General features: G+C 65.9%; 11 protein-coding genes. All 11 read right to left on the reverse strand.

Translation table 11 applies throughout. From position 1 onward, the window contains the following. Window positions 1-2294, reverse strand: a 2294-nt coding sequence (locus LBC97_00585) for a serine hydrolase (GenBank protein MDR2564556.1), incomplete at its 3' end; no start/stop codon positions are given. A 217-nt stretch (window positions 2295-2511) separates the two neighbouring features. After that, window positions 2512-3426, reverse strand: a complete 915-nt coding sequence (locus tag LBC97_00590; protein MDR2564557.1) for a MurR/RpiR family transcriptional regulator — start codon at window positions 3424-3426, stop codon at window positions 2512-2514. Between the two features lie 197 nt (window positions 3427-3623). Beyond that, on the reverse strand, window positions 3624-4595 hold the full coding sequence (locus LBC97_00595; protein ID MDR2564558.1) for a hypothetical protein: 972 nt from the start codon (window positions 4593-4595) through the stop codon (window positions 3624-3626). Further along, complete coding sequence (locus LBC97_00600) at window positions 4592-5407, reverse strand: carbohydrate ABC transporter permease (GenBank protein ID MDR2564559.1); 816 nt, start codon at window positions 5405-5407, stop codon at window positions 4592-4594. The genes LBC97_00595 and LBC97_00600 overlap by 4 nt, the downstream gene beginning before the upstream one ends. Before the next feature lie 98 nt (window positions 5408-5505). Beyond that, entirely contained in the window at window positions 5506-6402 is an 897-nt protein-coding gene (locus tag LBC97_00605) for a sugar ABC transporter permease (protein ID MDR2564560.1), read from the reverse strand. A 70-nt stretch (window positions 6403-6472) separates the two neighbouring features. After that, complete coding sequence (locus tag LBC97_00610; protein MDR2564561.1) at window positions 6473-7771, reverse strand: extracellular solute-binding protein; 1299 nt, start codon at window positions 7769-7771, stop codon at window positions 6473-6475. A gap of 14 nt (window positions 7772-7785) precedes the next feature. Next, window positions 7786-8793 (reverse strand): N-acetylmuramic acid 6-phosphate etherase, encoded by a 1008-nt coding sequence (locus tag LBC97_00615; GenBank protein MDR2564562.1) that lies wholly within the window; start codon window positions 8791-8793, stop codon window positions 7786-7788. Window positions 8794-9121: 328 nt separating this feature from the next. After that, window positions 9122-9631: a hypothetical protein gene (locus tag LBC97_00620; GenBank protein MDR2564563.1), complete on the reverse strand. Its 510-nt coding sequence runs from the start codon at window positions 9629-9631 to the stop codon at window positions 9122-9124. 209 nt (window positions 9632-9840) lie between these two features. Next, window positions 9841-12012 carry an elongation factor G-like protein EF-G2 gene (locus LBC97_00625; protein ID MDR2564564.1) on the reverse strand — a complete coding sequence of 724 codons (2172 nt, stop codon included), beginning with the start codon at window positions 12010-12012 and terminating at the stop codon, window positions 9841-9843. 322 nt (window positions 12013-12334) lie between these two features. Next, window positions 12335-12778 (reverse strand): hypothetical protein, encoded by a 444-nt coding sequence (locus tag LBC97_00630; GenBank protein MDR2564565.1) that lies wholly within the window; start codon window positions 12776-12778, stop codon window positions 12335-12337. 779 nt (window positions 12779-13557) lie between these two features. Next, the coding region (locus LBC97_00635) for a hypothetical protein (protein MDR2564566.1) at window positions 13558-13788 on the reverse strand (231 nt) is incomplete at its 5' end.

The raw sequence follows: 13788 nt of genomic DNA on the forward strand, positions 1-13788 counted from the left end.
ACTTGGTGGACGCCGCCTTCGGAGTCTGTCACCGTGGTCGTGTCCGGCAGTTGCGCGATCACGTCCGCCTCTGACGTGGCGTGCGCCACGGAAACGCCGCTGACCGAGCCCACTCCGGCCACGGGGCTGTAGTCCTGGGAATTCGGCCGGAAGGCCGAATATAGCGCCATGTTCTGGATCACCCGATTGGTCAACGGGTTGTCGGCGAGTGCGAAGCTTGTGGTCGAGCCCGTTACCGAGGGCGCGTGGATGCGCGAGCTGAGAACGGAGGTGCTGATGCCGTTGTAAGGATCGATGCTGGTCAGAGTGCCCGTCCAGCCGTCGTGCCCGTAGGTGCCGCGTCCTTGGCCGGTCTGGAAGTAGGTCCAGCCGCCGTTGGCCACATCAGCGCGCTGCAGCCGCCAGCCGAGGCCGTAGCTGCCGGTGCCGCCCCACGCGGTGAACTGGTCGCGAACCTCCTCGCTGAAATACTGCCGCGACCCGTACACGCCGCCGTTCAGCATCACCTGCATCATCACCGACAGGTCGCCGACCGTGGAGAACAGGCCGGCGTGCCCGGCCACTCCGTCCATGGCGTAGTAGGCCTTCTCATCGTGGACCTCGCCCTGCAGGGTGTAGTTGCGCTGGAAGACCGGGGTTCCGGGCGGGTTCTCGCCGAAATTGACTTGGCCGTCGCGGGTGTTGCCGTTGATCTCTGTGGCGGCGACGTCTGTGGCGGCAAACCCGTTCTCAAGGGGATTGAAGGCCGTTCGGGTCATTCCCAACGGCCCGTAGAACTCGTCCTCCATGTACTGATCCAGAGTCTTGCCGGTGATCAGTTCCACGACCAGGCCCAGAGCCATGTAGTCGACGTCTGAGTACTCTTGCGTCCCGTGGGGGTTGCGCCGCAACGGGGTCTGGCAGATCTTTTCAATGATCCCCGTGCGGTCGGTGTAGTCGGTGGTCTGGTACCACAGTCCCGCCCCCGCGCGTGAATAGTTGCCGTACTCCGGGTCCGGGACCTGTCCGGCGACGTGCACCATCAGGTCGCGGATGGTGACCGTGTTCTTCCCCAGACCGGGAGCGTACGTCTGATCCATGAAGCCGGAGTAGACGTTGGAGGCGTCCGAGTAGCACTCAAAGCCGGGGATGTCGGCCAGCTTGGTCTCAATGGTCAACAGGCCATCCGAGACGAGCTTTTGGATGGCGTAGTTGGTGGCGTACATCTTGGTGTTGGACGCCAGGTCGAACAGCGTTCCGACGGTTGTCGGCTGCCATTGGGCCTGCGGCAGAAGAACGGCGTCGCCGCCATTGGTTGTGCCGTACTGCTTGTTGTAGCCATACGCCTTCTCCATGATGACCTTCCCGTGCCGGGCGATGCCCACGGTCATGGACGCCCAAGCCGGAGTGGCGCCCCATACGGGGTTGGTGGCGAGTTCCTCCAGATAGGCGTCCGCGACGGCCAACTGGGCGGAGTCGAAACCGACCGATTCCGGGGTGACCGCCGGCATGACCTGGTCGTAGACCACTTTCAGCGGGGGCAGGAGGAAATGATCGTTGCCGCCGGCGGAGCCGATCACGAGGGTCCCCACCGAATAGATCCGGTCGATCCAGTCGAAGCTGGCGTAGTACTCGTAGGCGCCGGCTCCCCGGTAACCCGTCAACGTTTGATAGAACCAGTTCCTGTAGAAGGAGTTGGTCGGCGCGGTGCCGGCCGCCGAGAATGCGACTTCGTTCCGATCGACCGCGATCTCAACCCAGTTGCCCTTGTAGTACGTGGTCAGAACGTTGAGGGTATTCGCGGCGAGGCCCTTCCACGCGTAGCCGTTGCGTCCCGTCGCGAAGGTGATCCCGGGCAGGTAGTTGGCCACGTTTTGCAGTTGCAGGTAGGCCTTGCCGTCGTCGTTGTGGGAGGTCACCTGCGCCGGGTTGACCAGAATCGGAGCGGCGAAGACTCGCGGATCGCCGTCGATCAGCCAGACCTCCGGGGTCGCGTTGGTCGCCTTGATGTAGCGCAAGTCGGTTGGGTACAGGGAGTCCTCGCCGTTGGTGAAGCCGATGTAGTCGCCCGTGGCGATGGAATCGAAGGAGAAGGTCCAGACCTTCCCAAACCCGTCGAATCCCACGCCGACCAGGGCGCCTTGGTCTCCGTCGAGGGTTCGGGCGGTGATTTGGTCGCCAAGGTCCTGGTCAACGGTGGCGTGGAAATGGACGGTCAGAGTGTTGGGCTGGTCCGCCGCGGCCGTGAACGCTGGCGCAGCCGACAGGGCTAGGGCCAAGGTCAGCACCTTGGCCATTCTGTGCTTAGAAGTCATTCTGAGATCTCCTTTTGTCAGTCTTGTAAGCAGCCGCAGCGTTGGGGCTGTTGGGGCTTCTCAGGCCGGCGCGTGGGCTTGGTCAACACGGCTGCGGCGGGCGTAACCGGAGTCTGGGCCTGTCACTAGCTTGCCTGAGCACCAAGGCTACTGCCAATAATCCCCAAGATCAAGGGTCATGCTGAAAATAATCTTCAGACCGGCTCTGAGGCCTCCCCTAGCCGCCTGACGGCTCCGGGCGAGGCTCAAATGCGGGCTGGCCCCCGCTCTTGATGCGGTGCGACTGGACGGCATCGTGGGTCAACCGCAGCGATGTGGTCGCCTTGGCGAAAACCCGTTGGGCCGTTCGCACGAACAGCACGTCGATCACGGTCAATTGGGCCATCCTGGATGACATCGCCCCTGATCGGAACTGCGTTTCCTCGGACATGGTGACCAGCACTTCTCGCGCAGTCGCCGCCAACGGCGAATCGGGGTAATTCGTGATTGCCACAGTGGTCGCGCCCGCGTTCTTGGCGACTTCGAGGGCATGGTTGGTCTCCACCGTGCTGCCGGAATACGAGATGGCGATCGCGATCGACTGCGGAGTCAACAGGGCCGCGCCTGTCAACGCGAGGTGTGGGTCGGCATACGACAGCGAGACCAACCCGATCCGGTTCAGCTTCTGTTGGAGATCCAGGCAGGACAATCCAGAAGAGCCGACGCCGTACATTTCTATCCGGTCAGCAGCCACCAGCGCGTCGGCGATTCGCTCAACGGCGTCCAGGTCCAAGAAGCGAGCCGTTTGCTCAATGGTCCGGGCCTCGTGAAAGGCTAGTTTGGCCACCACATCCTCGGCGCTATCCTCGGCGTCGATCTCGCCCCGCTCAATCGAAAAGCGCTCACGCTCGACCTCGGCTTTGCTGATCGACCGGGCCAGTGCGATGCGGAAGGCGGGATAGCCCGCGTATCCAAGCACCCGGCAGAATCGCAACACCGTCGCCTGCGAAGTGCGTGACGACTCGGCCAGTTCCGTGATCGTCTGGCTGAGCGCGCGGGCGGGTTGCTCCCGCACCAGGCTGGCGACACGCTTTTCGGCCGGGCTCATGCCCGGTTCGGCCTGCCGAATTGCGACTAGAACGTCAAGGGCCATCATTTCCTGCTAAGCATCAGCGACCGCTCCCGCTTCAGTCGGAAACCAGGCGCGGGACCAGACCATGGAGCGAGCGCTCCGGCGTGGCGGCCGAGTTTCAAGCGGGGCAGTCGAGTTGGTGATCAAGGCTGAACATAGCACAGCCTCCCACGCTTGAAGGGGGGACGCCGTGTGCTGGCCGCCCGCCGGCCGGGCTGTCACGTCTGGTGTCGTTGGATCGACAGCGCGGCTTCATGCGGCCGTCCCCAGTCGCCGTCGGCTAGCCGCCGGGCCAAAGCCATGGCGCCGTCCAGGGGCGACCCCGCCGCCGGACAGAGGGAAACGCCGGGCCGCAGCTGTCTGAACGCCGCTTCGAAGGGCTCGACCAAGACCGCCCCCAAACGGAAGAGACCGCCTGAATAGGCCGCCTGGCCATCGGCTCCCGGCACCAGCGCCGCATTCAGAGTCTGCGCCAGCAACTCCGCGGCACGGGCCAGTATGGCGCCCGCGATAGCGTCACCGGCGGCGGCGAGCCGCGCCACGTCATCGGCGAAGGCTGCCATCCGGCCGGCTCGGTCGCCTGCGGTGTAGAGCTGGACGGGCCAACTTTCGACTGGTCCGAACCGCCCCACAGCCCTCTCCGCCAAGCCCGGCGAGCCCAACGAAGCCCTGCCGTCCAGCGCTGCCGCCGCCGCCCGCAACGCCGCCATCCCGATCCAGACACCGCCGCCCAGATCTCCGATCAAGTGGCCCCAACCGTCGACCCGCCGCCAAACGGAATCGAAGTCGGTGCCGAGGGCCACCGCGCCCGTGCCGGCCGACAACACCGCACCGGCCGCCCCGCGTAGAGCGGCTAAGTGAGCCGTGACGAAGTCCGCCGCCAGAGCCGTGACCTCGGCGCCGGTCATGTCCCTCAGCAATCGGTGCAACGGCTCCGCGCTGCCGACCAACGTGACCAGCCCGGTGACACCTCCCGCGCAGGCCAGCACACCCTCTTCGCGCAGTGCCGGACGCGCCGCCGCGAGATCTGCCAGCAGAGCCCGAATGGAATCGCCGGCCGCGCTGCCTTCCGCGTTGACGGAGGCGCGCGGCCCCTCGGTCGAATACCGCCCCGAGCCGTCAGCGCGGCAGGCCGTCAAGCGCGCGCCCGTGCCGCCAACGTCGATCGCCACCAGCCAACATCCGCTCACTTGCTCATCCCCGCGGTCAAACCGGTGACTATTTGCTTCGTCGCCACCAGGAACAGCAAGATCAGCGGAACTGTGGCGATGCTCAAGCCGGCGAACAGCGTCGCATAATCGGTTTGGAACTCGCCGAAGAAGGACGTGATGCCCACCGGGATGGTCCGCTTCGACGAGTCCCTGATGAGGATCAGCGGGTAGAAGAAGTCGTTCCACACAGGCACGAAGCGGAACACGATCACGGTGGCCACCGCGGGCTTGACCAACGGGAGCATGACGCGGGTGAAGATCTGGAAGATGTTGGCCCCGTCAATACGCGCCGCCTCTTCCAACTCGATCGGCGTGGAACGGAAGAACGCCGCCAACACGAAGGTGGAGAAGGGAATGCCGAGGGCGGCGTAAACCAGAGTCAGCCCCGTCAGCGTGGAGATCATGCCGAGCGAATCGAGGAGAAAGAATATCGGCAGGATCGCCAAATACACCGGCAGCATGAGCCCCGACATGAAGACCGCTTCGATGGATCGCAGCACTTTGCTCCGCGACCGGGCAAAAGCGTACGCCGCCAACAGCGAAACCGCCGTCGAGAGCAGCACCGACAAAACGGTGACAAGCATTGAATTGACGAAATACGTGTCGAACGATGCCGTCACCCAGGCTTTGTGATAAGACGTGAATTGTGGAGGCCAAGGGCCGCCGAGCGGGTCTTTCGCCATGTCCTGGGTGGTCCGCAACGAGTTGGAAGCCATCAGCAGCAAAGGCCCGATCGCAAAGGCCGCGTAGGCCCAAAGTGTGCAATAGACCAGGACCCGCGACCCTCGCACGGGTCTGCGGCGTCCTGAGCCGCCACGCCCTGAACGGGGGCCTGGTCTTTCCGGCGCAGGCCTGGGCGACCGGATCGCCTCCTCACCGGCGCGCGCGCTCACGTCAGCTTCCTCTCCCAGCGACGCATCAGGCCGGTCACAACCACCGCAACGCCGAAGATGAATGCGAACAGGAGCATGGCCACCGCCGAGGAAATGCCGTTCGAGTTGGTCGAGCCGCTCTGGAAGGCGGTCCGGTAGAAGAGCAGGGAAAGCACGTCTGTCGCCTTGGCGGGATTTCCCAGCGAGCCTCCAACGGCGTAGGGGATTGCAAAAGCCTCCATCGCGCCGATGAAAGTCAGCACTGTGACGGTCCCGATCGCCGGCGTCAGAAGTGGGAACGTGACCCGCCAGAACTTCTGCCAAGCGTTGGCCCCGTCTAGGGCCGCAGCCTCTTCGAGGTCGTCGGGAATGCCGCCCATGGCGGCACCGTACAGCAAAACCGGAAAACCGATCCACTGCCAGGAGTTGATGAACACGATGACCCAAATAGCGAGGTGCGGATCACCCAGCCAGGGCAGAGCCAAGGCGTCCAATCCGAGGGCCTTGAGCGCGGCGTTGACCGGCCCGAACAGCGGCGACAGCAACAGCGTCCAGAGATACCCAATGACCAACGGGCTGACCAGATAGGGCATCGTGAAGAGAGTCTGGAACAGGCGTTTGAAATGGGGCAGACGGTGCAACAGCTGGGCCAAGGCCAAGCCGACGGTGTTTTGAAAAACCATGGCCCCGACAAACAGCATCAGGTTGTGCGCGAACGCCCGGGGCAAGTCGGTTTTGTAGGGGAGTTGAGTGAACAGGGCCACGTAGTTGTCAAGCCCGGCCCACCCGTCCCGCACTATTCCGCGCCAATTGAAGAAGGAGTAACTCAACGCGGTCGCCAGCGGATACAGCACCAAGACCGCGAATAGCACCATGGCCGGCAGCGCGAAGGCGAGGGCCGTCCCCGTGGGCATGCCGGCGCCTCTGGGTTGGCGCCGGACCTGTCCACGGGGACGTTTGTCGAGAGACATCTCGCAGGCTCAATCAGCTTTCAGGCGTGAACCACTGCGAGATCCCTTCCTGCAGGGCCGCAGCCGCTCCCGCCGCATCTTGATCACCCAAGAAGATCTTTTGGACTTCCTCGCCCAAGACGGCCGTTCCCATTGGTTCACCGTAGCGGAAGTTGACCAGCAGCAGATAGGAAGACGGGTGCTCTGTGAAGCCGTCCCACATCTCCTGCATCAGCGGGTCGTCGTAGGTCACTCCGGGAATTGGCGAGAACTGCTTGATCTCGTCAGCGAACAATTGCCCGAACTCGGCAGTGGCCATCCACTTGACGAGCTCGACCGCCGCGTCCCGCTTCTCCGACTTGGCGTTCACCGCGTAACCGCCGTCGCCCCAAGCCGGGGTCAGGACAGTAGACGAAACGGCACCCGGCGCCGGCGGCACCTGGTAGACGCCGATCTCCAAGTCGGGGTTCTGCGTTTGGAAGGTCGCGAGCTCATAGCCCCCGCCCGGGAACTGCGCGGCGGCTTCGGTGGTGAACAGCAACTGGGAGTCGGCGTAGGCCACCCCGGCGACGTTCTCCGGCAGATATGGCGTCAGGTCGGCGAGCAACTGGATGGACGCGACGTAATCGGGGTCGGTGAAAGTCTTCTGGCCGGAGAGGATGGCCGCCTCGAATTCCAGGCCGCCATAGCGGGTCGCGCCAATGACGTCATGGAAAATCGGCAGGACCCAGGCGTCCTTGGCACCCAGAGCCATGGGCACCAAGCCATCTGCCTTGAGGGCCTCGTTCAGCGCGATGAACTCATCCCAGGTCGCGGGCTCGCTCAGACCCAGTCTGTCGAAAATCGCCTTGTTGTAAAACATCGTCATGGTTTGCGTGGCGAACGGGACCGAATAGTGGAGGCCGTCGCGCCGCCCCTCAGCCGCGGCCAAGACGGTCGGGTCGATCTTCTGCAAGTCCGGAACCAGGTCGTCAAGCGCCAGCAATTGGTCCGCCTCGACCCAGCCTTGCAGTTGGCCGTAAGCTCTCACCTGGGCCACGTCTGGTCCGTCAGAGCCTTCCAGCCCGGTTGTCAAGATCTGGTTGTACTCCGTGTTCAGCGAGGCTTCGAACTCTATGGTGACGCCGGGGTGCGCGGCCTCGTAGACGTCGAATATCCGGTTGTATTTGTCAACATCCTCGGTCCGCCATGACCACACCGTCAAGGCCACCGGTTGATTTGCGGCGGGCGAACCGGAAGCATCATCTTTCTTGTCGTCGGATGACGGGGCGCATGCCCCGACCGCCAACAGGGCCGCTCCGGCGGCCGCGAACGCAACTATGCGTCGTTTCATTGGACTCTCCTTTGTTAGTTACTTGATGGGACAACGTTGTCGGGTTTGACTTCGCCAGCGCCCAGTTTGACCAACGCGGCGCGAACGGACTGGTTCGCTTCCTGCAGCGCTGACCGGGCCTGATCTGGGCTGACCTCGCCGAGGAGCGAGACCAACCCGGTTTTCAATTCGCCAGAGGCCGCGTCAAGACAGCGCGCGGCGGTTTCCAAGTCCACGCCTGCCGCCTCTGCCAGAATCCGTTGGGTTCGGGCGCGGAGTTTGGCGTTGGCGGCCACAACCGAAACCATCAGGCCCCGCCAAGTCCTCCCTTGGCGCACCATCAGGGCGGTTGAGAAACTGTTCAGCACCAGCTTTTCGGCTGTTCCGGCCTTCAGCCGCGTTGAGCCCGCCAGAACTTCGGGGCCGGTGGCTATTGCCAGCGTGACATCCGCCACGTCGGCCAGAGATGCACGGGGATTTGATGTGATCAGGGCGGTGAAAGCGCCCACATCGCGGCAGCGCTTGAGCGCCCCCGCGACGTAGGGCGTCTGTCCCGAAGCGGTCAGCCCCACCACGACATCGGCCGGAGTCACGACGGCGGCGTCCGCATGGCCGTCGGCCGACGAGTCTTCCGAGTTTTCGATCGCACGGAACATGGCCTCCGCTCCGCCCGCCAGATGGGCTTGCACCACATCCGGCTCCAGAGAGAAGGTCGGGACCAATTCCACCGCGTCCAGGACTCCGAGCCGACCGGATGTCCCAGCCCCGAAGTAGTGCACCCGACCGCCGTTTCGCAATGCCAGATCGGCCCGGTCCACCAGGGCCGCCAACTGCCGCAGCACCGGCCCGACGGCGGCCACTGCGGCGCGGTCCTGCCTGTGCATCAACCTGACCAGCTCAAGGCTGGTCAAGGCGTCCAGATCGCGCGCCTCTTCGAGCCGTCGTTCGGTCGGGAGGTCGAAGTAGCCAATGTCGAATTCGCGCGACAGCGACATGCGTCCCGCGGAAACGACCGTGTGAGGATCTGCGATCTGAGGCTCCACGAGACCATCTTGGCAAAAAAGTGCGTCGAGGGGAAGTAGGCTGAAGATAATTTTCGGCCTCGACGCGAATCCCCTGCCCCGCGCGTTCGGCCGGGACACGCTGGCGCAGGTCCGCCGACCGCAAGTCACCGCCTAGTGACGGGACAGCGCGGCGGTGGGACCAGTCCGGCGCCTTGCTGGCAATCCTGCGCTGCCACCCCGGCCGGGTCCGGTGTTGCTCAATCTCTCAATTCGGCCCGCGGGCCCGCGAGCAGTTGCCGAACGCCGCCGCCTGGAGCTTCGCCCCTTTGAGCCAGAAGGCCAGGCGAACGCAACGCCGCGCCCGTGCTCAGCGCGCTTGCGCGTAGGCGCGGACTATCAACTGGTCCATGGCGGGGAGTCTGGCCCAATCCTCCGGGGGAAGCGGCGAACCCGCGTCGATCGCCGCGATCGCATCCGTCTTGGCCAGGTAGGGTCCGCCGGCCGGGTCGACCTCGAAACCGAAACGGGACCAATCCGGGTGGCGGAAGGCGGCGGCATCGTCCAACGTGATGGCCGCCACGTCCGGGCCGTGACGGACCGCCAACAGGTCCTCCGCCAAAACGAGGCGCCACAGGTCCGTCAGCGCGGTGGCGGCGGCGCCCCGCGCCGAACCGGGCAACCCGGCGGCGGCCGCCAGCCGGTTGGCCTCCGCCTCCGGCAGGCCCTCCAAGGGGTCCACCACAATTGAGGCGGCACCCAACGCGGCGACGATGCCGTCCGTTCGGCTCACGGTTATCGCCACCGCTTCCAGCCCCACGGGTGGCGCGACTTGATGATGTTCAAGCAGGCCACGAGCCTGCTGGGCGGTTAGCTCCACAACTCCCCCGATTATCCGATACGGCCACGTCCGATCCGGCCGCGAGCGGGCGGCCAGGCAGCCAGGTTGCAAGGCGCCGCCAAACCGGCGGCCAAACAATACGGGCGGGCCCGGAAACCCGTTCGCACAGATTCCCGGACCCGCCCACCCTGAGCCGGTCCTCGTTCAGCCTCCAGCCGCCCGGTCGGCCCCAAGCTCACGCCGGAAGGTCAACCGCCAGCCTTGGCCGCGGCCGCCTCGGCGATCACGGCTTCGACCCGGTGCGGCGGCATGGGCTCATGCCCCAGGTAGTCGCTGGTGAACGAGCCGGTGCCGCGCGACATGGACCGCAGGTCGGTGGCGTAGTTGGTGACCTCGAATTGAGGCACCTCGGCCTTGACCATGGTCCGTCCGCCCGCCACCGACTCGGTGCCGGTCAGCCGGCCGCGCCGCGAGGACAGATCGGACATGATCGCGCCCACGTGTTCGTCGTCCACCAGGATCGACATGGTCACCACCGGCTCCAACAAGTTGATCACACCGGCCTTCTTCGCCGCCTCCCTGAGGGCGACCGCTCCCGCCATTTGGAACGCCGCGTCAGACGAGTCCACCGAGTGGGCCTTCCCGTCGAACAGCGTGACGCGGATGTCCACCACGGGGTAGCCGGCCAAGACGCCCTTCAGCATCTGCGACCTGACGCCCTTCTCGACCGAGGGGATGAATTGGCGCGGCACGGCGCCGCCCACAACCTTGTCGACGAACTCGAACCCCGCGCCGGGCCCCAGCGGCTCCACCTCGACCTGGCACTTCGCGTACTGGCCGTGCCCGCCGGACTGCTTGACGTGGCGGCCTTCGGCCGTCACCTTCTGGTTGAACGTCTCCCGCAGCGGCACCCGGTAGGGGACCCGCTCGACCTGCACGCCGAACTTGTCGGCCAGGCGCTGGAAGGTGACGTCCACATGGGCGTCGCCCATAGTCCACAAGACGGTCTGCCCGGTCTCCGGATTGTGCTCCACCCGGAGGGTGGGATCCTCGCTGACCAGGCGGTTCAGGCCCGTGCCGAGCTTGTCCTCGTCGGAAGAGTTGGCGGCCTTGATGGCCACCGGCAGCATGGGCTCCGGCGACATCCACGGCTGCGCCACCAGCGGCTTGCCCGGATCGGACAGGGTGTCGCCCGTCTCCGCGCTGACCAGCCGCGCGACCGCGGCCAGATCGCCCGCCACAGCGTACGGCACCGGGCGCTGCTTGGCGCCCAGCGGGGAAGTCAGGGTCCCGACCCGCTCGTTGCCGGCATGGGTTCCGGAGTCCGGGCCGGTCGAGCCGCCCGAGCCGTGGCCCTCCACGTGGACCTGGGACTCCGCCCGCAGCGTGCCGGAGAACACGCGCACAATCGAAATCCGCCCCACATAGGGGTCCTGGGTGGTCTTGATGACCTCCGCCACCAGCGGGCCCTTCGGGTCGCAGCTGACCGCGATCTCCTTGCCGGACGCGTCGACCACGTCCGGGAGCTCCGCCACCACCGGGGAGGGGAAGCCGTCGCGGATCAGGTACAGCAATTCGTCCGTCCCGATCCCTCCCGCGGCCGCCATCGGCATGATCGGGAAGAAGGACGCCGCAGCCATCGCCTTCTGCAAGTCCGCTTTGAGGGCTTCGCCGTCCAGCTCATCGCCCTCCAGGTACGCCTCCATCAGGTCCTCGTCGCCGGATTCGGTGATCAGCGACTCGATGAACGCCTCGCGGTTGCGCTCCATCTTGCCGACCTCGTCGCCTTCGGCGGTCCGGACCTCGCGCTTGCCGCTGGTGAAGTCCACAACCTTGCCGGTCAGGATGTCGAGCAGTTTGCCGACCTCCGCCTCCGACTTGTAGATGGGGACCATCATCGGCAGGACCGACTCCCCGAACGACTGGCGGCAGGACTCCACCACGTCGTCATAGTCCGCGCGGGGGTTGTCCAGTTTGGTGATCAGGATGGCGCGCGGCATCCGCACCCGCGCGAGTTCGTCCCACAGCAGCCTGGTCGCCCCGGAGATCCCGTCGACGGCGCTGATGACGAACACGGCGGCATCGGCGCCCCTGATCGCGGCCCGGAGGTCGCCCAGGTAGTCGGCGTAACCCGGCGCGTCGATGACGTTGACCTTGACCCCGCCAAAGGTCAGCGGCGCGAGCGCCAAACCGACCGACCGGTTGGTCTTGTGCTCAATGTCCTCGTAATCGGTAACGGTAGTTCCCTCCGCCACAGAGCCAGCCCGGCCGATCTCACCGGTGGCGAGCAGCAAGCCCTCGACCACGGTGGTCTTCCCCACTCCGGAGGACCCGACAAAGACCACATTGCGGATCTTGCCCGGATCGTTCACCGGCGCGGCTGACTTGGACTGGGCGGAGGTTGAGTTGTCTACGGCCATGTACGTAAGCCCTTTCTGGTGGTAGCAGCTTTGCTTGTCCGCTTGGCAACATATCACCTCGGCGCGGCGGGTGGCGCCGCCCTCGGCTTTGGGTGTGACACCACCCAGCGCCCGCTTGAGTTTGGCTCCCCCGTTGCCCGATGCCGTCTCTCCCTCTCTTGCTTTCCTCCCCGGCTCGGTTTTGGGGGCTTCGGGCCGCCTACACCATGCGTGCTGGGGGCCAGCTTGCCTGCCGGCCGGGCTTCATGGGCCGCGTGGGCTCTACGGGCGCCACCCCTAGGCCATGGTTTCTTGCGCTCCCGCCGAGCCTCGTGGCACTGCCCTACGGGCACCATCCCTCGGCCATGGCCTCTTGAGCGCTCACGTGCCAGACCACGTCTCCTTTGCCGCCCTCGACGCACCAATCGGACTTGCTGGTCCCGTGGACGGCGACTTCGACGCCCTCGGCGGCCGCCGCGATCAGCGTGCGGGCTCCAACCTCGTCGCCCCAAGAGTCTCCCAGCATGTACCAGTTGCCGTCCTGAAGGACCAGGGTGGGCCCGGCGTCATACGATCCGGCGTCCACCCAATAGGCCTCCACTTCCTTCGCGATCATTTCCACCTCGGCTCGCACCACCGCCTCGTCGCGAACCTGCGCCCCGCCGATGGCGCGCGACCCGATCGCCAACGCCGTCTGCGCGCAGCCCGCAGCCGCCATCAGCGCGCCTGCGGCGGCCAACGCCGCCAAAACCCGCCGCCAGGTGGCCCCGCATTTGATGATCGCCATCGGACTCCCCCTTCGCCGTTCGTTCCCGCGACCGCCGCACGCGGCGCGCCGCGCCGGGTGAACACGCTGCCACCCTACCGCGCGCCGACCTCATCATCCCGTTGACAGCTCACGTGCGCGCGGTCCTCAATGCTCCATTCATCGGCGGCAGGCCGCGCCCATCCGTCCCGCCCGTTGGCCCTCACGCCCAATGCACGGTTCCGTCTGCCCCTCCCCGCCGACTGTAAGACTCCATCTGCTCATCCGCGCCGACTGTAGGATCCTGTCTGCCCCTCCCCGCCGACTGTAGGATCCTGTCTGGCTCCCCCTGCCGACTGTAAGATTCCATCTGCCCCTCCCCGCCGACTGTAGGATCCTGTCTGGCTCCGCCTGCCGACTGTAAGATTCCATCTTTGAGCAATTCCCGTATTGGCTGGTCACAGGCTCATACCCGATGCCGGACCAGACATGAAACGACACTCGGCGCCCTTCACCAGATATTAGGCAACACTCGACGGCTAAGGGCAGACATAAACGGACACTGGATATCGAAGGACGGACAGAAGGTGGCGTCTCACACAAGAAGCGGCACTCGACCAGGCGGGGGCGGCAAGCGGGCGGCAGGGAGCGGCCCTTCGGGGCCGCTGACGGCGGGCGACGGGAGCGCCGGCCCCACCAGGCGGCGAAGCCGGGGACCCAAGTCAGCGGCGGGGTCAACCCCTTCAGCGGCGGGCGACGGGAGCGCCGGCCCCACCAGGCGGCGAAGCCGGGGACCCAAGTCAGCGGCGGGGTCAACCCCTTCAGCGGCGGGCTGCCCGTTCGGGGCGGCGCGCCGCCACGTCGCTGTCCAGGCCGGCCGCCCAGGCCCGGCCGACCGAGCCGGTCCGGCGCTTGGTGCTGACCGCGGCCGCGACCGCCTCATAGGCGACCGCGCTGCCCGCGCCGTCCGCCACATACGGCGCGGCCATGGCGGGACTGATCCCATAGCTCCGCGCCGTGGCGATGGCGTCGATGTTCGCGCCGATGAACAC

Source organism: Bifidobacteriaceae bacterium (genome assembly GCA_031281585.1).
In the GTDB taxonomy this organism is placed as follows: domain Bacteria; phylum Actinomycetota; class Actinomycetes; order Actinomycetales; family WQXJ01; genus JAIRTF01.

Excerpts from the sequence above, each read along its gene's own strand:
- LBC97_00630 (MDR2564565.1), bottom strand. The coding sequence starts at position 12,778 with ATGGCGATCATCAAATGCGGGGCCACCTGGCGGCGGGTTTTGGCGGCG.
- LBC97_00625 (MDR2564564.1), bottom strand. The coding sequence starts at position 12,012 with ATGGCCGTAGACAACTCAACCTCCGCCCAGTCCAAGTCAGCCGCGCCG.
- LBC97_00590 (MDR2564557.1), bottom strand. The coding sequence starts at position 3,426 with ATGGCCCTTGACGTTCTAGTCGCAATTCGGCAGGCCGAACCGGGCATG.
- LBC97_00610 (MDR2564561.1), bottom strand. The coding sequence starts at position 7,771 with ATGAAACGACGCATAGTTGCGTTCGCGGCCGCCGGAGCGGCCCTGTTG.
- LBC97_00605 (MDR2564560.1), bottom strand. The coding sequence starts at position 6,402 with ATGCCCACGGGGACGGCCCTCGCCTTCGCGCTGCCGGCCATGGTGCTA.